General features: G+C 47.6%; 20 protein-coding genes and 1 pseudogene. 1 reads left to right on the top strand and 20 read right to left on the bottom strand.

All coding sequences use genetic code 11. The features are described from left to right. Positions 1-86: 86 nt before the first annotated feature. The 17 genes from ACDJ59_RS27655 to lspA form a co-directional block, all read right to left on the bottom strand. A complete protein-coding gene (locus ACDJ59_RS27655) occupies positions 87-734 on the bottom strand; it encodes a helix-turn-helix transcriptional regulator (protein ID WP_413406877.1) in 648 nt (215 codons plus the stop codon). 12 nt (positions 735-746) lie between these two features. Beyond that, entirely contained in the window at positions 747-1634 is an 888-nt protein-coding gene (locus ACDJ59_RS27650; RefSeq protein ID WP_036606654.1) for a rhodanese-related sulfurtransferase, read from the bottom strand. Between the two features lie 238 nt (positions 1635-1872). After that, a complete protein-coding gene (locus tag ACDJ59_RS27645) occupies positions 1873-2979 on the bottom strand; it encodes a TolB family protein (RefSeq protein ID WP_413406876.1) in 1107 nt (368 codons plus the stop codon). 60 nt (positions 2980-3039) lie between these two features. Next, positions 3040-4545 carry an ATP-binding protein gene (locus ACDJ59_RS27640; RefSeq protein WP_413406875.1) on the bottom strand — a complete coding sequence of 502 codons (1506 nt, stop codon included), beginning with the start codon at positions 4543-4545 and terminating at the stop codon, positions 3040-3042. Next, entirely contained in the window at positions 4542-5252 is a 711-nt protein-coding gene (locus tag ACDJ59_RS27635; protein ID WP_036671592.1) for a response regulator transcription factor, read from the bottom strand. Before ACDJ59_RS27635 ends, ACDJ59_RS27640 begins: the two co-directional genes overlap by 4 nt. A gap of 395 nt (positions 5253-5647) precedes the next feature. After that, complete coding sequence (locus ACDJ59_RS27630) at positions 5648-6499, bottom strand: Rpn family recombination-promoting nuclease/putative transposase (protein ID WP_047840846.1); 852 nt, start codon at positions 6497-6499, stop codon at positions 5648-5650. 85 nt (positions 6500-6584) lie between these two features. Continuing rightward, positions 6585-7481, bottom strand: coding sequence for a helix-turn-helix transcriptional regulator (locus ACDJ59_RS27625; RefSeq protein ID WP_413406874.1), 897 nt, complete (start codon positions 7479-7481; stop codon positions 6585-6587). A 235-nt stretch (positions 7482-7716) separates the two neighbouring features. Beyond that, positions 7717-9126 (bottom strand): MATE family efflux transporter, encoded by a 1410-nt coding sequence (locus ACDJ59_RS27620; RefSeq protein ID WP_413406873.1) that lies wholly within the window; start codon positions 9124-9126, stop codon positions 7717-7719. Positions 9127-9362: 236 nt separating this feature from the next. Further along, positions 9363-10226, bottom strand: a complete 864-nt coding sequence (locus ACDJ59_RS27615; protein ID WP_211084711.1) for a carbohydrate ABC transporter permease — start codon at positions 10224-10226, stop codon at positions 9363-9365. 54 nt (positions 10227-10280) lie between these two features. Next, on the bottom strand, positions 10281-11162 hold the full coding sequence (locus ACDJ59_RS27610) for a carbohydrate ABC transporter permease (protein WP_413406872.1): 882 nt from the start codon (positions 11160-11162) through the stop codon (positions 10281-10283). Between the two features lie 38 nt (positions 11163-11200). Further along, positions 11201-12520, bottom strand: a complete 1320-nt coding sequence (locus ACDJ59_RS27605) for an extracellular solute-binding protein (protein WP_413406871.1) — start codon at positions 12518-12520, stop codon at positions 11201-11203. 114 nt (positions 12521-12634) lie between these two features. Further along, the gene (locus ACDJ59_RS27600; RefSeq protein ID WP_413406870.1) at positions 12635-13429 is read right to left on the bottom strand and encodes a response regulator; all 795 of its coding nucleotides are present in this window, start codon (positions 13427-13429) and stop codon (positions 12635-12637) included. Beyond that, a complete protein-coding gene (locus tag ACDJ59_RS27595; RefSeq protein ID WP_413406869.1) occupies positions 13419-15191 on the bottom strand; it encodes a cache domain-containing sensor histidine kinase in 1773 nt (590 codons plus the stop codon). The genes ACDJ59_RS27600 and ACDJ59_RS27595 overlap by 11 nt, the downstream gene beginning before the upstream one ends. 351 nt (positions 15192-15542) lie before the next feature. Then, a complete protein-coding gene (locus ACDJ59_RS27590) occupies positions 15543-16370 on the bottom strand; it encodes a carbohydrate ABC transporter permease (RefSeq protein WP_076251848.1) in 828 nt (275 codons plus the stop codon). Further along, positions 16370-17236, bottom strand: a complete 867-nt coding sequence (locus ACDJ59_RS27585) for a carbohydrate ABC transporter permease (protein WP_036606633.1) — start codon at positions 17234-17236, stop codon at positions 16370-16372. The genes ACDJ59_RS27590 and ACDJ59_RS27585 overlap by 1 nt, the downstream gene beginning before the upstream one ends. 24 nt (positions 17237-17260) lie before the next feature. Continuing rightward, positions 17261-18451, bottom strand: a complete 1191-nt coding sequence (locus ACDJ59_RS27580) for an ABC transporter substrate-binding protein (protein ID WP_413409926.1) — start codon at positions 18449-18451, stop codon at positions 17261-17263. A gap of 310 nt (positions 18452-18761) precedes the next feature. Further along, complete coding sequence (gene lspA, locus ACDJ59_RS27575) at positions 18762-19253, bottom strand: signal peptidase II (RefSeq protein WP_307541401.1); 492 nt, start codon at positions 19251-19253, stop codon at positions 18762-18764. 180 nt (positions 19254-19433) lie between these two features. On the opposite strand from lspA, the gene ACDJ59_RS27570 reads away from it, so the two are divergent. Further along, positions 19434-19955 (top strand): heme-degrading domain-containing protein, encoded by a 522-nt coding sequence (locus tag ACDJ59_RS27570; RefSeq protein ID WP_413406868.1) that lies wholly within the window; start codon positions 19434-19436, stop codon positions 19953-19955. 84 nt (positions 19956-20039) lie between these two features. Here the strand turns inward: ACDJ59_RS27570 and ACDJ59_RS27565 are convergent, their stop codons facing one another. The 3 genes and pseudogenes from ACDJ59_RS27565 to ACDJ59_RS27555 form a co-directional block, all read right to left on the bottom strand. Beyond that, positions 20040-20987 carry a nucleoside hydrolase gene (locus tag ACDJ59_RS27565; RefSeq protein WP_413406867.1) on the bottom strand — a complete coding sequence of 316 codons (948 nt, stop codon included), beginning with the start codon at positions 20985-20987 and terminating at the stop codon, positions 20040-20042. Positions 20988-21044: 57 nt separating this feature from the next. Further along, positions 21045-21449: a DUF350 domain-containing protein gene (locus ACDJ59_RS27560; protein ID WP_413406866.1), complete on the bottom strand. Its 405-nt coding sequence runs from the start codon at positions 21447-21449 to the stop codon at positions 21045-21047. Continuing rightward, positions 21431-22831, bottom strand: a pseudogene (locus ACDJ59_RS27555) (glutathionylspermidine synthase family protein). Before ACDJ59_RS27555 ends, ACDJ59_RS27560 begins: the two are co-directional and overlap by 19 nt.

The raw sequence follows: 22831 nt of genomic DNA, 5'->3' as shown, positions 1-22831 counted from the left end.
CCATAAAAATAACGTTTTTACGTCATTTTTATTCAAAAAAAGAGACTATTTCGACGAATCGAAACAGTCTCTCTTGTCTTATTCAACTAATTCCCCGACGCTTCGCGAATCTCATACTTGCACCTTTTGCCGCCATCGGCGTAACATTCGGTACGCTCCACCTCAGCTTGAAGTAGCGAGCGAAACAGTTCCAGTTCACAGCGGCAAGCCTGCTTGTAGACACTCGCGACTTGCACAATCGGGCAGTTCATTTCCGTAATGACGTAGGTTCCATCTGCATCTCTGGACGCATCCGCCATATATCCGTTGGCATTCTGGATTCGCGCGAGTTCCTCCACCCGTCCGGCCAGATCCTGGCCCTCCATCTGTGGCAATCCGCTGCGAAGCAGTTTGTCCCGGCGACTCTCGAACAATGCATCCACCACGCCGCTACCGGCAGAGTCAGACAATTCTTCAAGCAGTTCCAGCGTAAGGGAGGAATATGATTTTGGAAAAAAGCTGTCCCCGCGTACCGTCAATTGGTACACCGAGGACGGGCGTCCGGCCGTAGCCCGGGCCTCCCGAACCTCGATCCAGCCGTCCTGCTCCAGTGCCGTCAGATGACGGCGAATGGCCATGCCGGTCAGACCCAGATCAGCTGTCATTTCCCTCGCGGTCAATGTACCTTGCTGCTTCAGCATGAACAAAATCTGTTCACGCGTTGTTCGTTCCTCTTCGCGCTTCACGATCAGCACCTGCTCTCCTGCTTATGCGTGTACCGGTGCTGCCTCCCGGCAGGCATCCGAGCAAAAGCGGTTATGCGTCTCTTCGCAATCCTCACAGCTTACATGCTGCAGGTTGCAGGTTGGACAATTAATATATCGGTCATGTGTCGTTCCACAGTGATAACAGCTGGCAATGACAATATCCTCTTCTGTCCGGTTAATCGGTACAGAGATCCGCTCGTCAAATACGTAACACTTGCCATCGAACAGATGGCCTTGTACTTCCGGATCTTTACCGTACGTGACAATACCGCCGTCCAATTGAGCCACATCCTGGAATCCTTCATTGATCATGAACCCGGTCAGCTTCTCGCAGCGAATGCCGCCAGTGCAGTAGGTAATAATCGTTTTGTCCTTCATGTCACCCAGGTTCTCGCGGATCCACTCCGGAAACTCACGGAACGACTCCACATCTGGACGAATAGCCCCGCGGAAGTGACCAATTTCGTATTCATAATCATTTCGACCATCAATAACGATAACGTCATCACGTTGTAGATGTTCATGGAACTCTTTCGGCGAAAGGCGTTTGCCGCTAGTCACATTTGGGTCAAGTTCATCTTCCACACGGAAGGTTACCAGCTCTGCTTTGTGACGAACAAAGATTTTTTTGAACGCATGCTCCTCGACATCATCAATCTTGAACACCATGTCGCTGAATAGCGGATTAGCCAGCATATCTTTCATGTACTGTTCCGTCTGTTCAGGCGTACCAGATACGGTACCGTTGATGCCTTCGGATGCGATCAGAATACGGCCTTTCACACCCAGGTCCTTGCAGTATTGCAGATGCTCTTGTGTAAACGTCTCAGGGTCTTCAATCTTCACGAACTTATAATATAAAAGCACGCGGTACGCGCTGTTACACATGTATATCACCTGTTCCTATTCCATGTTGTTATTAGCCGGTCATCCGGCAAGACGACTACGTTGCACCCTTACTTGTAAAAAGAAAATAAACAGCCGCCCGAAACATCGTCTCGAACTGCTGCCTGACATTCGACTTTTATTCCTGCATTCTAGTTTATCGGAAGCGGAACAGCTTAGTCAATATAAATGTATAGAAAGGCATGAAAGATATGGAACATATCTTTCTGCACCATTCACCCTATTCCGAGATCGTAATGACCGAGGTTACAAAGTGATACGATTCATTCTCCAATACCGCCTGCGATAACAGGATTTTATTGCCTTCCGGGCTCCAGGCGAGTGGGTCAGAAGCGTTGTCCATATCCGCCGAGATCTGGAACTGTTCTGCCGACTCCGTGTTGGAGACGAACAGCCCTTTCTCATTGTCATTCTCGGAGTTGATGGTGTATGCAATCTTGGAATCATCACCCGACCAACTTGTGCCGAAGATCTGTGTGCCTCTGGCAAGCGTGGCCTTTTCATTGCCTTCCAGATCGGTGAGCACCAGCGCCCGTTTGGTATCCGCTGTTCTTTTCACAATCGCAAGCCTGGTTCCATCATTGGAAGGGACGACCCACTCCACACTTTTCAGCACCTGTTTTACTTCACCCGTCTTCACATCGTATGCATTCAGTTGGCCGTCCTCGCCCGTAATATAATAGAGCATACTGCCTGACACCTTGATACTCCGTACATTGAAATTACCTGTTTCCACCAGTACCTTTGTTGTACCGTCCACACTTGCCGAGATCAGATCACCCTTCATATTAGGGAAAACGACATGTTCATTATCCAGCCACGCGCCCTCTTGGATAAATCCATCCTCCTTGCCCGCAGGGGTTGTCTCCCCGTTATGCAGATTCAGGAAGTAGCCTTTGCCCGTATTTTCCTCCGGCTCCCGATAGAACAGGTACTTACCATCCTGTGACACCAGCGGTGCACCCAGACTGACTTCACTTTCCTTAAGCGGCGTGTCTGTGCCTTTGGTTAGATCATACATATATAAGTTATGCGGGTATCTTTCCTGGCCTTCAATCGTGACGGGTTTCAGGGACTTGTTCTCCTTGTCGGATACAATCCAGTCGTCACTTAGCCATGCGATCCCGCGCATATTCGGCAATTTATCAATTTTCTCCAGCTTGAAGCTCTGGTACACGGACGTGTTGGTATTATCTTTTACTGTAATGTCGGTGCCCGTTTTCCCACCTTGTGCGTTGCCCCCCGGCTCCGTTATTCCCCCACATGCCGCTGTCGTTAACAGGGCAATGGCTCCGAACGTGCCCATAGCTGCTTGTTTCCAATTCATGATGGTCCCCCCTGGTTTCTCTTGCTATAGACCAAGCATACACATCGCATACTTCCAAAGTTATTCAGACTTGTTTCGAACTTGTAAACTTGAATCAGCCAAAGGGAACATGAGCTGGAACGTCACACCTTCCCCATCTTCTGGATCGCCCGACAGCAGGGTGATTGTACCGCCCTGTTTTTCAACAAACTGCTTCACGAGAGATAGACCCAGTCCGGTTCCGCCGGTTTTTCTGGCTCTGTCTTTGTTCACGGTGTAAAAGGGTTCAAAAATCTTCTCCCGCGCCTCTGCCGGAATCGGCGTACCCGAGTTATAGATGCGAATGACCGCTTGATGATCCTGCATCCGCAGTTCGTTCTTCACCCGAATCACACCATCCGGGACGTTATATTTGATAGCATTATCCAGCATATTGATGAAAATATGCATAAGACTCTCCCGATCGCTGCGGATCACCGCCGGTTCAAGATCCAGTTCCATGTTCAGCGCAAACTTCTCCGCTTTCCCACGCATCCGGCCACAGGCATCCTCCAGCAGAGCGCTCACCTCTACATCTTCGGCCTGGTTCTCGAAGTCATACTTCTCCAGAGCAGATAAATGTAGTACTTTCTCGACCATCTCGTACAGCCGCTCCGTTTCTTTGCCAATGTTACTTGTGGCATCATCAAGCAGTTGCGGATCATCCTTATACATGTCGAGCAGCTCCACATAAGCTTTGATCGATGTCAGCGGTGTCTTGAACTCATGGCTAATGTTACCGATATATTGTTTCTGCTGCTGTTCCAGCGCCTGAAGTTTCTCAATCGCCAGTTGCAGCTTCTGCTGCTCCGCATGCATGGCTGTGATATTTTGCTGAATGGATGTACTCATATAATAAATGCCCTGCCCCAGCTCCCCCAACTCATCCTTGCGCTTTAAAGGAGACTCCGTAATGTAATTCCCTTCGCGAATGGAATCTGCGGACTTTTTCAGCCGGGTAATCGCAACGGCAAACCGATTGTAGAACAGATAACCTAATATGAAGCTCAGCGCAACAACGGTAATTCCTGCCCATATGAACAATTGAAGGATGCGAGTATAGAATTCATGGTAGCTTTGGACCTGATATTGCATCCATACGGCACCCATCTGTCCGTCCGGACCGTCCAGTGGTGCGGCATAGAGCAAGGTATCCCCTTGTTCATGATAGGCAATTTTATTTTGCAGTGCATAGTTGAGTGTATCCTGAACAATCGCACTCTCCCCAGAGCTGATCGATGAGCCGACTTGCTGGCCTTTCATATCATAGAGCGCTATCGGCAATCCGGTAGAGTTGGCCAGTTCCTGTGCAAGCCTACGGCCGTTTTGTTGTAAAAAAACGTCCTGTTCCAGATGAACGGACTCCGTGTAGTAGGACTGTCGCACATTCAGATTCACCAGCCGTGTCTGCTGTGATAAAATACCTTCAATTTGTGACTGCTGATTGCGTTCAATACCGCGCAGAACCAGTGAACTAAGCACAACCACCGTTAGGATAAGCAAGGCTGCCAGAAAAACACTGAACTTCAGCTTGATGCTGACTCTCATATGGCCCCGCCTGTTTCAGGTGCAGATGCTTTGTAGCCAATCCCGTATACAGTCTGTAATTTTTGCTGATCCGTATCTCCAATTTTTTTACGCAAGCGCTGGATGTGAATGTCTACGGTTCGTGTACCACCCGCATACTCCATGCCCCACACCCGATCCAGCAGATCGTCTCGTGTGTACACACGCTCGGGATTGGACATGAGAATGGTCAGCAGGTCGAACTCTTTTGGTGTCAGATCCAGCTTCTCCTCATTCACGGTCACCGTGCGGTGAGCAACATGAATACGCAGTGTGCCATTCACGATGGCCTGATTCTTCGAATCGTCAGGTGGTGGACTGCTTTTCTCGACACGGCGCATGAGCGCTTTCACCCTTGCGAGCAGTTCACGGATCTCGAATGGTTTGGTCATATAATCATCGGCGCCCATTTCCAGGCCAACGATTTTGTCCACGATATCATTTTTGACGGTCAGCAAAATAATGCCGATATCCTCGCGGTCCTCCAGCCTGCGGCATACCCCGTATCCATCAAGCCTTGGCATCATGACGTCCAAAATCATGACCTGCGGATGAAACGATGCGACCTTGACCAAGGCCTCTTCGCCGTCACTCGCAGTATCTACTTCATATCCTTCGCGCCGCAGCGCGTAAGCAATGGCACTGACGATGCTTGATTCGTCATCCACCACGAGCACTTTTTTATTCATGGGATTCATCCTCTACGTTACACGAGATAACTTCAAGTGCAGTACCGTCTTCTGATCGCTGTTAACCCCAGATTTCTATAATCCCCTTCTTCCAAAGGGGAAATCCGGTGATAAGGGCGTAGCATATGCTTCCGAAGTAGCTTTCTGACAGAAAGCTTTGAACTTCGTTTCTTCAGACTGGTTCTGCACTCTTCGTTTTCGTGTAAATATTCAGTTCTTTTTTATTTATGTTAGCAAGGTCCGTGCGATTTAGCTATGGATGAGTTTGCAATTTGTATGAAAAGCTTTCATCCTCTCAGCTTGGACTTGGCTCTACTTTCTTTATACCCCAATGACGACAAAAAGAGCCAACCCGTGATTGGATTAGCCCTTGGTCTATAGATTCCTAATTTATGTTACTGCTTAGGCAATAACTTCTTAATTTCATCTTCGGAGAGTCCTGATGCTTTAACTATAGCAGAGAGATCTACACCAAGTGTAAGTAATTCACGGGCCATTTCTCTCTTACCTTCCAACTTACCCTTGGCTGCACCTTCAGCTCGTGCGCCTTCAATCATTGATTTTTCGTCACTCAATGCTTTCATCCGAGCATCGTAGGCCATTCTGGTGGACGCATCCTGACTCAGAAATTCCAGCGTATCCATCGCCTTTTTCAACATCGGTTCATTCATGGCCAGCACCTCCCAGTTTGATGTATCTATTCCTTTAAGGAATAATAACCAATTCACGAGTCCGCCTTTTTCCATCGGAACAGAATACTCATCCAATTTGGTTAGTTCCATCACATGTATTTCGATATCATCCGTCAAACCAATACCTGTATGATCTTCTCGTAAATGAAAAACATTGTGATATCGCTCATTATCCAGACAGGAGTAGTTGAGTATATTAATAGTCACGCATTTTTTGAGTAGACTATAGTTTTCACCCTTTTTTATCTGATGAAAGTACATCTCACTCCAATAAAACAACGTCCTTTTCTCCATGTTATACGGGTTAAACAGCTGCATTTCAATGTTAATTAGTTTGCCTTCTAACGTCTTTGCTTTAATATCCAGAATGGATTGTTTATCCTCTGGACTATCCTTATCTGTATACGTGTTAACCACAGTGATCTCCGTAAGAGGAGATTCGCCGGTCTCTATAAACGTGCTGTTCAGAAAAGCTAACAAAACATCTTTGTTTTGCTCACTTCCAAAAATGCGTTTGAACACAAAATCTACTCGTGGATCGAGTAATTCCGTCACTCAGCATCAGCTCCATTCTCACCAGCATTATATCATAATTCCCATATAGCCTCAGCTTGATAATGGATCTGCACTTAAATTGCATCTACTCCTCAAATGACAGATTGAGCGGCTCGTCCGACATCTCGTACTCTGTCTCCATATGTGTCAGCGGTGTGTTCGGATCAACCTCCTCGAAGCGGAAGCTGTCGACCCACACTTTTCCTTTACCGTTCAAAATAACCCCAAACGAAATGACCGCACTGCCCTCCGGTACATCAAGCACAATACTATACTGATTCCATGGCTGCGTACCCGTAATTGGCCGATCATGCATGTTATCAAATTGAAGTACATCATGCACGTTATTATCCACACGCATCCATAATCCGCAGAACGCATCCACATGCTCGGTCTTCACGAATCCCGATAACTTCATCCGCTTACCCACATACTTGTCCGCTCTGAACTGTTGCATCATTGTTGCGAACTCGTTAGGCTCCATCGGCGTAACGGCCTTCAAATATCCTGATGCTTTTCCCTGATGCACTTCGGCCGGATCAATGCCCATCTCATAATTCTGCGGATGACTCCCGGTTAACATCCAACCTGTAATTGTTGACGTCTGATTCATCTGTAATTCTCCTCCTCTGGTTCTTCCTTCGAATAATTTCAGATCGAATAATTTGCGAAAACGTCCTGGTGGCATGCCATATAATTTGCGAAATGCGCGGGTGAAGGCTTCCTGACTCTCAAAACCACATGCTAGGGAAATGTCCAGAATGCCCGCATCTGTGGTTCGCAGTGTCGTAGACGCCAGACTCATCCGACGGTTTCGGATATAATCCACCACGGTCATGCCCACCTCATTACGGAAAATTCGATGGTAGTGATACGGCGACAACAACGCCTCAGACGCCACTTCTTCCAGTCCAATCTGCTCATGCAGATGAGTCTCAATATAGAACAAACTTTGCTGAATCATTGCACGGTAACGGCTCAACTGGGGTAAAGCCCCCTTCCATATCCTTACTATACGTGAATGGTGTAACCGCCGTTTTGATCATTTTTGCTATCTTTATTTCTGCTTACCTCTGCCGGAGATGCAAAAAGAGTCAATCACGGATTGAATCCTTTCCGTAATTGACTCTTCTGGGAAACTGCTGCCCTGTGGCTACTGTAGAGCCACTTCATTGATCTACAGCAGGTTCATTTATATCTTTGCACAACATTCTTCGTCAGACAGCTGGTACCGGCTGTGCACCAACCTCTTCGTCATCATGCTCCACCAGTTCATGTTTCTCCCAAGCTCTACTCTTCCAGCGGAAGTACATAATGACCGCGCGGGTCCACTCATCCGCCGCAATGGCAAGCCACACACCAGCGAGCCCCAGATGAAGCTTGAATATGAGCAGATATCCCAGTGGCAGACTCATGCAGACCATGGAGATCAGACCCATGTATACCGGGAACTTTGCATCCCCTGCCGCACGCAGGGAACCAATGATCACAATATTGCAGGTACGCCCGGTTTCGAGCAAAAGACTGAGCAGAATCACTTGAGCCCCCAGCTTGATAATTTCCGGATTATCCGTAAATATGCTCATCAGCGGCACACGGAATAGAATAATGATTACATCAATAATAACCGTGGCCAGAAGGGCCCATTTTACACTGTCAAAAACACGTTTGTACGCATCGTCTTTGCGCCGCGCACCCACAAGCCGGCCTACAATGATCGATGTCCCCATACCAATCGCCATGCTGAACAAGTAAATATAGCTGGAGATGTTACCCGCATACTGCTTGGTTGCCATAGCTTCTGCGCCCAGATAGGTCACATACAGCGTGAACACGAGCTGGCAGGAATGATATACCATGGATTCCATCGCAGACGGAATGCCAATCCGCAGAATTTTGCCAATGAATTTCTTGGACAACTTAATGTAGTATTCGAAATCCACCCGTACCTCGCTCACACGATACAACAACCAGAAGAAGATCAGCAGGCAGATAAAACGGCTTCCCACCGTGGAGATCGCTGCCCCTTCCACCCCAAGCTTCGGCAGGCCGAAGTGTCCAAAGATCAATGCATAGTTACCAACAACGTGAATCACGTTCATGAATACAGCAACATACATCGTTTCTTTGGTGTATCCATGTGTACGAATCGTCGCAGCCAGCGCATTAATGAGTGCCTGGAGGAAGATACCGCCACCAACGATATTTATATACGAACGGGCAAAATCATAAATTTCGCCTTGAATATTCAGAAGTGTTAACATTTGTCCTCCGAACAGAAGGAAGATTCCGCTCAGGACCAGACCTACAATAAGATTCAGTGTAATCGCATTACCCGTAACCTGTGCTGCTTCACTTAACTTTTTCGATCCGATATATTGTGCTACTACAATCGCAGCACCATGTCCAATGACTTCCAATACAAGGATAGCGATAGAAATAATCTGATTGGCTGCTCCAACGCCGGAGACCGCATTATCGGATACCGAGCTGAGCATGAGCGTATCCACGCTCCCCATCAACATAAATAAGAAGAGTTCCAGGAAAATAGGCCATGTAAGTCGAATCAGATTCAGATCCTTGGCATCAGAACGAAGGGACTCTTTGGTTGAGGATATTGCTGTCATTTTCTCACCTTTCCCATGTGGGCTTTAATTCTTAGGGTATGTTAGCACAGGTGGTTTGAAAATGCAGTAGTTTTGCGAAAATAGTTGAAAGTTTTTTGTAATTCCATAAATAGGTATTTTCACTACTTTCATAAAGCCCCACTTCCGTACGCCTGCCAGAGGTTTTAGAAGACAAAAAAGGCCCTTCCCAACTCGCTTTTAAGCAAGTAATGGAAGGACCTTAGACCTTTAGCCTTTTAACCTTTAACAGAACCCGCAGCAATTCCCTCCACGATTCGATTACTCAAGATGAGAAAAGCAATCAGGATTGGCATAATGCTAATCATTAGCGTTGCACCAATGGCTCCCCAATCCGTTGTATATTGACCGATAAAGTTCTGTACCCCAACAGTCAGGGTTTTGTACGAATCTGTACTGATGAACGTATTAACAAAGATGAATTCATTCCAGTTATAGATCATGTTGATGATCGCCGTTGTGGAAATGACCGAAGACGTCATCGGCAGCACAATCCGAAAGAAAATCCGATGCACGGAGCAGCCATCCATAACTGCGGCTTCTTCCACTTCCCGGGGAAGCGCGTAGTAGAATCCGAGTAGAATCATAATGGTAATTGGCATATTAAAGGCAATATAAGACAAGATGACTGACAAAGGATGATCTGTGAGATGAAGCTTCAGGAACAAGCTGAACAGCGGGATCAACGTGGAGTGTACAGGGATCATCAGACCTACCATGAATAGCCCCAGCACCAGCGAACGACCCTTCCAGCGCATACGTGTAATGGCAAAGGTCACCAGACTGGCAAACAGCACGGTGACCACCACCGAGACCACCGTAATCCATACACTGTTGAAGAAGTACAAGCTGATATTTCCCTCTGTCCATACCTTGACATAGTTTTCCCAACGCGGAGTAGCAGGAAGGGAAAAAGGCGCCATGTCGAATACTTCCTGATTATTTTTAAGCGAGAATAACAGCAGCCATACCAAAGGTAAAATTTGCAGCAAAGCTACCAGGGACAAGAGGAAATACAGCAGAACATATCCGAATCTCCTTAACCATGCCGAACCTCGGCTTGTCCCCGGGTAAGTTGGCAATCTAACGGCCGTATCCGTCTTCACCGGGATGGACCTCCTTTCATTTCACTTACGTCAGGAATACTGGATCGTATCTTTGGATGCTGTCGCTTTACGAAGCAGCCAGGTAACAAGCAGACAGATCAAGAGCAGGAAGAACCCTACAGCACTGCCGTAACCAAAGTCGAAGCTACGGAACGCCTGACGATACATATAGGAGGCCATCACTTCGCTGGAGCCATTTGGTCCGCCATCGGTCATCACGTAGATGAGGTCAAAATACTTGAGCGAGCCCACCACTGCCAGTACCACAGTCACCTTGATGACTTCTGTAATAAGGGGCAGCTTGATTCGAAAAGCGATCTGCCAAGGACTTGCCCCATCAATCCGGGCTGCTTCCACCAGAGATTCCGGAATATTTTTGAGGGCCGCATAATAGATCAAAATATAGAAGCCTGCATACTGCCATAGAATCGGTACGAACAGTGCATACAGCACCAGGGATGGCTCCGCCAGCCAAGCTGGCGTATTGCTGAAGCCGATCGCTTCCAGAAAGGTGTTCAGTACACCATTGCTGGGATGATAGATCTTCAGCCATAACTGGGCGATCGCGACCGAAGACAGCAGCATCGGGATCAGGTATATTTTGCGGAACAGATTGGCACCCTTGATCTTGCCTGACAGCACCAAAGCAATCATCAGATAACCGATCAGACTCAGCGCAGAGAACAAAGCAAGCAAAAAAGTATGGTTCGCACTCTGCCAGAATGTCCCGTCTTGAAGCAGTCTGGCGTAATTATCCAATCCAATAAAGGTCATTGCACCGATCCCGTCCCATTGCATCAACCCATAATACCCGGTGAGCACGATCGGGATGTAGACCAAGACCAGCAGCAGAAGCAGTGCAGGAAGCACGTACAACGCAGCAACGAGACGGTTGGACATGACTTTGTCCATCACATTATCCTCCCTTCAAGCGTTCAAACGTGTGTACGTCAATTGCCTTTATCAATTGCAGCCTGATGATTCTTCACAAAGTCCTCCGGTGTTACCGCTTTGCCAAACAACGCCTGGATCATGTCCAGATGTGCCTGAGCGGCTGCCGGTTTCATCTGTACATCTGCAAAGAGTGTAAGGCTGCTGGCCTGATTCAATTCGTTGAGCAGGTCAATATAGAGCTGTGGCAGCTGTACTGCAGCTGTATCTACTTTGGTTGCCGGGATGACGCCTGCCTCAGTTACCGAACTTTCACCCCATTTTTCCACAAAGTATTGCACAAACTTCTGCGCTTCTTCCTTCACTTTGGAGTTCTGGGCCACGAACAACCCTACGCCTGGACCACCTACCCAGCTGTTAATATCGCTCTTGCCATCTTCCATTGTTGGGAATTTGAAAAATCCGATCTTGTCCTTAAATTCCTGCGGGATGTCCGGGTTAGTCGTGAAGTTTGGCAGTTCCCAGGTGCCCATCAGATACATGGCAGCTTTTTCGTTCATGAATTCGGATTTTCCCTCATCGTTAGACAACCCGTTGAAGCCTTTGTTGAAAGCATTCATATCCACCAGCTTTTGTACCTCGGCAGCAGCTTGAGTCAGCGCAGGATCGTCAAACTTGCCGGAGCCATTGATGGCCTTTTCCAATGCATCTCCACCTAACCGATTCGCCAGATACATATACCAGAGCGAGCCCGTCCAGCGGTCTTTATTGCCCAGTGCGATCGGAACCTCACCGTTCTCTGTCAGTGTCTTTAGCACACTCAGGAATTCATCGTACGTTGCTGGCGGCTGCAAGTTATATTTCGCAAAAATGGCTTTGTTATAATAAATGGGGGAGATATTCAACTCGATTGGTAGCGCATATGTTTTGCCGTCTATCGCATAAGCTTCTGTTGTTCCGGCTATGAATTTCTCGCCCAGCGAGTCGCTCAGCAGATCATCGACCGGCGCGAACAGGTTTCCCTTCACATAAGGCTCCAGAAATCCAGCAGCCCAAGTTACACCAACATCGGGAAGTTCATTGGATGCCGACAGAATTTTCAATTTGTTCTTGTATTGTTCATTCTCCAGCACTTCCTGCTTAATGGTTACATTCGGATGATCCGTCTGATACTGCTTGATGATATCGTTGACCAGTTTGTTTTGCTGTGCGGAGCTGCCTGCTGGCCAGAGGTGCATGAATTTGAGGGTTACTTTCCCATCTGTGCCGTTGCTGCCTGTTTCACCCTCTTCATCCGCACTTGAACTGTTACATCCGGATAAAATTACGGCGAGAACCAGCGTCCATGACAGAAGAATGGCCATCGTCTTTTTGCTCATTATTCCAACCCCCTTGGTTTTTTCGGTTAATGTAACCGCTTTAACCAAATTGTAGCACGGGCCTATTGCCTCTATAAGACCAGAACAATTTGGAAAAACTCCACTTTTTTGAGGTTATTTGTTATTTCGTTCAGATAGGGAATGCCGATATTTGCTTGGACTAAGCCCCTCAAGACTTTTAAATACCGTGATGAAATACTTATCCGTCTGATAACCCACCTGTTCAGCAATCTCCGAGATTGGCATCGTTGTCTGCACAAGCAACTCCTTCGCGCGCTGAATGCGTTTGCGGGTAAGGTATTCACTAAAATTGATGCCGATCTGTTCCTTGAACAATACGCTGAAGTAACTGGAGTTGAGATGGAGTAGATCAGCGATTTCACGCATGGTCACATGTTCACCCAGATGAGCATCCACATAGGTCAAAGCTTCACTGATCTGGCTATTGAGCCTCTGCTCCCCGCGCTCTTTAACATCCAGCAACTTAGGGTCAACCATTTCCTGCATCGTTTGAATACGTCGCTGTTGTTCGCTAAACTTCAAGGCTTTTTCGACGGTCTGCAGCAATTGTTCCTTATCAATCGGTTTCAACATATACTCCACAACACCCAACTTAATGGCCTGCTGGGCATACTGAAAATCGGCATGTCCCGACATAATCAGGACAACAGGCTTGTTCGAAAAGTGCTGAATGGCTTCAATCAGAGACAAGCCAGAGAATTCCGGCATGCGAACATCCGTTATTAACAGATCTGCTGGCTTTTTCTTGAGCCATTCCACAGCCTCGACGCCATTTTCTGCAGTCTGAATGTGATTTCGTCCTGCTGACCATCCTTCCAATGTTTTGCGAATACCCTCTCTTGTACGTGGCTCATCATCCACGATAAGAATTGTTTTGTCATGAATCATATGCACCCTCCGTCCCCATGGGAATCTCAAAGCAAATGACGGTCCCTTCCCCCACCTTACTTGTTATGAAAAGCCTGCAACGTTCGCCAAGTTGGCTGCCAAAGTAAAGCATCAGTCGCCGATGTACGTTGATTAGACCTACGCCTGTACCCTTGTTAGATACAGCGGGCCCGCCATGTAAAGCATGAATGACAGATTGAAGCCGTAATTCATCCATACCGGGACCATCATCCCAAACCTCAATGCGAACCAGATTTTTCTCGGTCGAAGCATCCACATGGACGCTTATCTTTCCCGGGCCCAGTTTACTTTCAACCCCATGAAGAATCGCATTTTCAACTAAGGGCTGTATAAGAAGTTTCGGTATTGCGACCTTACGCACCGTATCACTCAGCTGAATCTCCCATTGCATTCTCTCTCCCAACCGCATCTGCATAATTTGAAGATAACGCTCGGCGTGTTCCAGCTCGTCGGCAATCGTAACCCATTCATCCTGATGCGAACTGGAGATGATGTAGCGAAATAATCGGGACATCGCCACAACCATACGTGCCATCTCCTCGTCTCCCTTTTCCTCAAGGGACCAATAGAACGCTTCCAGCGTGTTGAATAGAAAATGGGGATTAATCTGAGATTGCAACGCCTTCAGCTCAGCCCGGGACTGCATGACTTCCTTCTCATGAACCACACGGGTCAATTCATTCTGCCTGTAGACCATCTGGTTATATACGTTGTTAAGTTCATTGATCTCCATCGTAGAGCTGACCATTAGATTAGGTCTCATTGCTCCCGGCTGTGCACTGCGCATGGCCCGCATCAGCCGTATGAGTGGACGTGTAATCATCGTGGACAGAAAGAAGGACATGATAAGGAACAGAACAACACCAATTATTCCCGAGACGAGCAGCGCTGTCCTCAGGATGGATACACCTTCCGTTGTCTCCCGCAGCGGGGTCAGGACAGCAAGTGTCCAGCCCGTTAACTCCGATTTTTGCCTTACGACGATATAGGATTCCTCCCCGTTCTGGACGACTGATCCGCTGTCCAATATGGCTTTGGGATCGAGATTAATCTCCAGATCGGAAGTCACCACTTCGCCTGCCCCATCCATGAGCATGATAGAGTCCTGCGAACCATCTGTCCCATTCGAATCATTGAGTTGAAAAAAACTGCGCTGCATCCGCACCACCACATAGCCTCCATGTTCAAAAGAATGATCCAGCAGGTTAATCCGCCGAATAGCCAGGAGCACACCCGGATCTTCAGGGTCAGCGCCTGCCCATACCAGTCTGCCTTTTCCTTCATCCGCCAGGTTGATCCAGTTGCGCTCCACTCTGAGATCGAGGGATCGGTCATCCATCGGAAAGATGCGGTTATAACCCGTAGTGTATATCTCCATACTCTGCGCGCCGTTGATGAAAGACTGATAACTGCCTGCAATCTGCAAGAGAGCTTGGCGCTGATTAAAGGTGGCCGGGTTGCCTTGCTTCTCATCGCTGAGCAGACGCTGCACGTATGATTCATCCGCCACCTGGGCGGTCAGCGAATTCACTTGTGCAATGAGTGCATCCAATCTGCCACTGGCTTGGACAGCGGTTTGGTGAATATGTTTCTCCGCATTGCTTTTCAACAGGGCAGCAACCCGATCATAGGCCGATATGCCTGCGAGCAGCAGAACAATAAGCATCACCATAACAAAACCAATGAAGATCTGATTCCGAAGTGAGTTAAAATGTCCTTTTTTTCCGTGCAACTTCCCCATTCTCCTCTCTTTTTGGCATGTAAAAGAACCCACCACCTTACGCCCGTGCTCTTGAAGACTGGGTACAAACGATGCCGGATTTATCTACGTATTCAGTTTTTCTCGTTAAAGCGCTTGCATAATTAAAACTTAATCTTCTTCTCTTCTAGTCTTTGTTTACCGATTAAACTAACGACTAAAAAATAGCATAGTTTTACAGGTTAATCAATCCTCCCGAAGAGTTCCCAAACGTTAAATGACAAGGATCAAAAAAAGAGAGGGGACTTTTAAAGTCCACCTCTCTTTGTTCATATCCCTTCACATACGTCCATTCCTTTTACATCTATCTTTTTCTTCCCTACACATCTTCAGTTATTTCACAGACCCTTGGGTAACCCCGTTGATAATCCACTTCTGCGCAAACAAGTAGATGATAATCATCGGCAGCAACGCGAGCAAGTAGGATGCAAACGCAAGGTTAAACTCGGTATTAAACTGTCCCTGGAATACATACTGTACCAGCGGCAGCGTGTACTGTCCCGGATCACTGATAATAATGAGTGGCAGCAAGAAGTCGTTGTACGTGGACAGGCAAGTCAGAATACCAACCGTGGCACTGATGGGTGCCATGAGCGGGAAAATGATTTTCCAGAATGTGCCCCAGGTTGTCGCCCCATCCACAAACGCCGCTTCCTCCAGCGCTACCGGAATGGAACGGATGTATCCCACGTACACAAATACGTTGAATGCCAGACCATAGACCGTGTGCAACAGAATCAGACCTACCAGATTTGTCATCTCCAGCGATGCGGTCAGCTTAACAATCGGCAGCATGATGATTGGAAATGGAATGAACATCGCGCTGACGAAGTAATAATAGAGTCCTTTGAAAAACTTGCGTTTCTCCATATTACGCGCAATCGCATAGGCCACCATCGAGTTGCTGAGCAACGTCAAAAGCACGGTGGATGCGGTAACGATTGCACTGTTACGGAACGATTGGAAGAAGTTTGTCATGTCGATGGCCCTCGCAAAATTCTCCCAATGAAGTGTGGTCGGAATGGCAAAGACCGATTGGGCCATCTGTTCCGGATTTTTCAAAGCTATCGTAACGGTCATATACAATGGGAACAGGATAAACAGGGTACCCAACACAACGAGCAGCATAACGGGCCAATTGATTCGTGTACGGCTTCTCATTACAGATCCATCTCCCTTCTTTGCAGGAACCGGATTTGCAGAATTGAAATCACCGCAATAACGATGAAGTAAATAACCGAGTTCGCAGATTGATATGCATATTCGCCGCCCTCAAATCCACCGGTGTAGATCAAGTGGGAGATGGACTGCGTCGCCCGTCCGGGACCACCGTTGGTCAAGGCTACGATTTGGTCGAAGACCATAAGTGAATTTTTCATCGCCAGCACCATATTAATGGTGAAGAAGGGTGCAATAAGCGGGAATGTAATACTCCAGAATTCACGCCATTTGCCTGCACCGTCGAGGTTGGATGCCTCGTATAGTGTCGTTGGTATCGTTTGCAGACCAGCCAAATATAGAATCGTATTCAGGGCCACTGATTGCCATACTGCAACAATGACGATACCAATCCAAGCCAGACTCTCGCTGCCGAGAATGTTGGTGGATAGCGCGTTGATGCCCAGATTTTGTCCCCAGATCGGGAATACGTTGGAGAACAGGTAGTTAAATATGTAACCTACGATCAGTACACTCAGAATATTGGGCAGGAAGTAGATGCCGCGGAAAAAGTTACGGAACTTAATCTTGGCATTCAGCCCGAGTGCAATGAGTAAGCTCAGAATATTGGTCAGGATCGTCACCACGATCGCGAACTTGAACGTAAACCAGTAGGCGTTGCCTACATTGTCATCCTGGAACAAGTTGAAATAGTTTTTGAAACCAACAAAATCATACTCTTTCCCGAATCCGTTATAATTCGTAAATGAATAATAGATGCCCTGGAGGGCCGGCAGTGTCATAAATACAAAGAACAATACAACCGCCGGAACCGTCATCCAGTAATAAGGTGCGATACGCTTGTTCATATTCCATCCTCCTTCAGACAAGGCCTAGCGCCGATTGGCAACCTTGTCCCATTCTTTGTCGAGTGTATCTAGATAGTTGTCGATGTTTTGGTTCTGCAAAAAGGACTGTACGATGGAATTCAGCTGCACCGCAGCCGGAATATAGTGATCGGGAAAGTCAATAACCTTGCCCTGCTCGATATATGGCATCAATTCCTGTACGGCAGGATCATCCTGCTTCACGCCTTCTACCGCAGAGAACAGCGTCTGTTCGTCAATGTATCTTCCGATATTTTCAGGCTCTAATAGAAACGCAATAAACGTCTCCGCCTGCTCGCGATTAGGCGTGTCCGCCGCAATGGTAAACAGGGAGTCGATCCCGTTCACCAGCTTGATCTCGCTTGCATCGTTGCCTGTTGGGAATGGGAAGAAACCAATGTCAACATTTGGGTTCGCTTTGCGAATCTCCGAGATGGCCCAGGTTCCCTGGATGTACATAAAGGCTTCACCGTTAGCAAAAGCGCGGTTACCGTCCGAATAGGCTTTACCAAAGTTATCGCCGTGACCGTATTTCATGAGTTCCAGTTGCTTCTCAGCTACCTCGCGGTATTTCTCCTTGAACGTCACTTTGTTATCGCGCCGCTCCTGGTAGAAATCAATACCGACCAAATTGGAGGCCAGTGCATTGAAGGGCAGGCTCGTCTGCCAGTCATCCTTGTATGTGAAGTAAAATGGAGTCTCGCCTGCATCCTTAATCTTCTGGGCGGTCGCAATGAGTTCATCCCACGTCTTGGGCACGTCCAATCCCATTTCCTTAAACAGCGTTTTGTTGTACATGATGCCGTTTGCATTAGTCGCGTAAGGAATACCTGTCACTTCGTCCATGCCTGTGAGATCCTTCAGCATTTGTATGTAGTTCGGATCAATCGTCTGGAGTAATGAGCTGCCCTTCAGATCGGTAAAAATATCACTCTGGGCCAGGATCGAATACGTATCCGTTGCCCCCATGGCCATAATATCCGGGATATCATTTTTGACGACCCGCGTCTTCAATACCGTCTCCGCATCAGGCGGATTCACCTGTGTCACCTGGATATCGTCATGCTCCGCGTTGAACGTTTTGATCAATTCATCAAAGGTTGTTTTGGCTTCAGGCTTGTTCTGGAAAAACTCAATCTGCACTTTGCCATTCGCGCTATCTCCACTGGTACAGGAAGATAAAAGTACAGCCATCATTCCACACAGCAACATTGTCCCGAGAGCCTTGGTAAGCGTTGTTCTCATGTTGTACCTCCCTCAGCTTTATACGTAAGAATTTACCCATTCAGATGGTGAAATAACCATTTGGTTAATACTTCCAAACTAACTTCAATCTGAATGGATGATATAGGCCTTTATTATTTCTAAAACGGTTTCGGTAAAAATGAATCACGGCAGTTCTTCCCATGACCTGAATCAGGCATAACAAAAAGGACACTGGATGATATCCAATGTCCCTCATTTAATAAGCTTATATTCAGCCACTGTAACGCTTTTATCCAACCTATTAAGAACGCTCAACCTTCGGCAAAGCATTACGTAAACGCTTGGCCCGATAACTCTGATATGCACGAATCAACATGCCGATGATGATCATGACCACACCGATGTTAATTGCGACATCAGCGAGATTCAAAATCCCGCGTCCTGACGGAAACACGAGGAAATCCGTTACCCGGGCATAGATAAATCGATCGATCGCATTTCCCAACGCCCCGCCGACCATAAAACCCGCGCCAGCTTGCATCCAGAAACCGCGAATCTCACCCTTACTCCGATAATACAGCATGCCCGCTATGAACAGAACAGCAATCACACCGAACAGACGCGCATTCCCCTGAAACATGCTGCCCGCCATTCCACTGTTCTCATAATGCTGTAACTGCATGCCTGAGTTACCCAGTCTCATCACGTCGCCAACTTCCATATACATCCTCACTGCAATCTTGGTTCCCTGGTCCACCAAAGTCACCAGCAGTGCTACAAAATAAAACAGCATCGTGCTTCTCCTCCTGCCTACTTAGCGATAACTTATTTTAACTTTAAGAGTTTTTAGTGTATTAGGTTCCTTTCACTTTAACACAGCCGATGTACGGTCTCCAAATGAGCCGTCTTCAATCACGCAAATAACGTCCACTGACATCGTTCAGTCCGCATTTGGAAGGTACTATACCCATTCATGTCGAATGTAGACATCAATCATATACGTAAAGGGGATGTCTGTAATTTGAACCTGACCATGACAGAGAAATTAAAGGAAATGCAACAGGAAGAAAAGGACTTGGTATTTGGCACATTTAATTCTGAAATGGCACTTAACCTTGGCCTGCATCTGGTTGAAGAAGCGAAGCGTCGTTCCCAAGCCGTGACCATCGACATAACCCTGAAGGGACATCGTCTCTTTTTGCATGCGATGGAAGGCACTCATCCCGACAACGAAGACTGGATTCGCCGCAAGAACAACGTGGTGAATCATTTCTCGTCCAGCTCTTGGCACACGGCTCTGCGCCTGAGAAACGAAAATCAGACACTTGAGCAAGACTTCAATCTGCCTACATCTGAATATGTACTGGCTGGTGGCGCTTTCCCGCTGATTCTGAAAAATGAGGGACAGGTCGGCACCATTACAGTATCGGGTTTGCCTGATGAGGAAGACCATAATCTGGTCACGACAGGTATCCGCTCGTTTTTGTTGCAGTAAAGCTAGATTAAAATAGGCAGTAAAAAATCCGTACCTGGGATAGGCACGGATTTTCTTCTTTTTCCTGCAGTTAAATTCCTGCGTTTATTGGATCGCTGATAGAACATCCAGCAGCATGGATTTGAATTTGGACCGATCAATGGCTTCACAGACACGTACATTCGGCTCTTTGCCAAAACGTCCGTTAATATCAACCACACTGTATCCGCGTGTCAGTTCTCCTGCCGCTTCCACATCCACATAATATTGACCCGACTTGGTCATGATGGATTCATCTGCTGCAACAGCCATCAGCAACGTATCAGGATGAGTGGTGCCATTCAGCTTATGTACCGACTTGTTGAACTGCATAACCACTTTGTTGATTGCGGTGAAGAAATCAGCACCAGATGTACCGAGAGCTGCAATCTCTGCATGATCGTCATCGTCCATCACTGAATATTGCGTACACATCTCCCAGCCAACCATCGTAATCGGAATGCCTGCATGCAGTACAATTTTCGCCGCTTCCGGGTCCACGTAGAAGTTATATTCCGCTGCCGGTGTGATATTGCCCAGTGCATTATTCGTTCCGCCCATGATGTACAGGTGAGCAATCTCCGGAATAATCGTTGGGTCCTTCTGGATCGCCATTGCAATATTAGTCAGCGGGGCAATCGCCAGAAGTTCAATTTCACCTGGATGTGCATGCACCTTCTCAATGATAAAATCAACCGCATGCCCGCTCTCGGGACGCTGATCCGCCTTCGGGAAATGCGCGCCGCCCATGCCATCATCGCCATGCACGTCTTCCACTGTACGGTGCTGAGCTTTACCGTAGGCCATTAACGGACGCTCGCATCCTTTATACACAGGCACCTTGCCGCCATGTCCAGCAACCTGTACCGTGTACAGGGCATTTTCAACCTCTTGGTCGAATTGTACGTTACCGCCCGTAATCGTGATGCCTTCCACCTGAAAGTGATGCAATGCCGTCAGGATCGCAATCGTATCGTCTCCTGCTGTATCTGTATCGATGATGACTCTTCTCATGATGCCGCGCTCCTTCTTCCATTTGATAGTAAACTCTATAAAACACTATGTCTTATTTTACATCAAAAACGTACCAATGACGATGGGAACGCCGATGATAATCGAACGCAGCAGTTGCGCTACCGCCATATTGCCTCGTGCAATTTCGTCACATACCCGCATCTTCGGAATCAGGAAATCAAATATAATATAGACCAGGCACAGCACAATAATTCCAAACGCCGACCACAGCAGCATATCCAACCACGAATGCGTCGAGAAAGATACCATCCCCACAATAATACACAGTCCCAGCAATTTGCTGCCCATGTACATGCCTGCCGCCTCGTTATCTTTCGCGATTTCCTCACTATCGTTATACCGGGTCAATTTGCTAAAAGCGAAATATCCACACACCAATACCACCAGCAGAATGCCTACACCCACCGCCACATTCACGAGATTTAATCCCAAGTTTTCCATTCCTTCTCCTCCTCATCATTCATCCGTTCACGAACCGTAGCCGCGCAATAATAGGCCATATCTCCGGTTACTTTCTCCCCGACCCGTGGTAGTATCCCAGCCAAACGCCCACCAATAACAAACACCCCTGTAAGCAGATAACCGCTGTATGCTCCATCTTCCGTCTCGATCAAGGCCTGTTACATCGGAACCAGCTGTTGATAGATTTTGGGTTGGTTTTCGTAATACGCTGTAATTTCTTCATCCTCGTCCGTTGCCCCAGATGCAAGATTGGATTCCAGCGCCTCGTTAAGAGGATGCTCCATATCCTGCTTTCCAAAGGCATTGTCCGTTCCTCCATCCAGCAAAAGAGTTCCTCTGCCTTCGCGCCCCCAATAGCTTTTGGCTACATATGGTATGGCGTTTAGCTCAAAAGGCTCAGCCGAAAAATAGGTTGGCAGCAGATATCGGGAAATCACGTCCATCTCTGCTTCATCAAAGAGGGTAAACCCGCAATATTCCGGGGTTTGCTCGTTCCGCTCGTAGAGCGACCAGATTGCCGCCATGAAACCTTTGCTCTGCATCAGTACATGCTGAACAGGATTCATCAGGCCCAGTCGTCCTTCACGTACAAGTTCAAGCAGTGCAGCACCAATATCCACCCCTGTCGTCTCATCCCGATCATCGATCAGATACTCCAGTGGATAGAGACGGTATAACAGGTTGATCTCCCGACCCTGATGGTAAAGCGCCTCCCCAGGAACAATCTCCAGTTCCTCAAGTGGAGCGTAGAAAACTTCGTATCCAGCTTCCTGACAGCGTTTCATCAGGTATTCCGTATTTGTACGATCTTCGACATGTTCGCCAAAAGAAGTGAATGTCACCGGACCCTTCAATCCTTGGTTTGCATAGAATTCGAGCCACATCGTGAAACACTCCCGAATACGTGTATCCATCTCGGCAGATGGTGCAGTTAGCGTAGCGTCCTCAGCAAGACCGACCAGGATGTTTTCCAATGCAGCAGCCTCCGGTATACCCGTAGGCGTGTCCGTATTATTTTCAATACACTTCGGGCCAGCTTCTCCGATAATCCAGTCCTGACGGGTAATGCCTCCAGTTACCATCTCCATACGCGCCGCCGGAATAAGCCCGGGATGGATACCCAGCTGATGCTCCAAAAAGGAATCCGGCATATATTGCTGGATAAATCGCATCACTTTACAGTAAATGCCGTCTACCGCCTCAGCTGCAATACGCAGCTCCTCTACCTCCGAGGGAGAATAGACCGTTAATGCAGGCACACAATATTGCTTTCCGTACATTCGATGATATGGAATCTGTTGTTCCGCTTCACCCTGAAATACCTCTTCGTGACTAAACGGCAGTTGAACCACTTGCCTCAT

The organism is Paenibacillus amylolyticus (assembly GCF_047302515.1).
GTDB classification, from domain to species: Bacteria; Bacillota; Bacilli; order Paenibacillales; family Paenibacillaceae; genus Paenibacillus; species Paenibacillus amylolyticus_G.
Note: the sequence above shows the minus strand (reverse complement) of the source record. Positions and strands in the feature narration are given on the sequence as shown.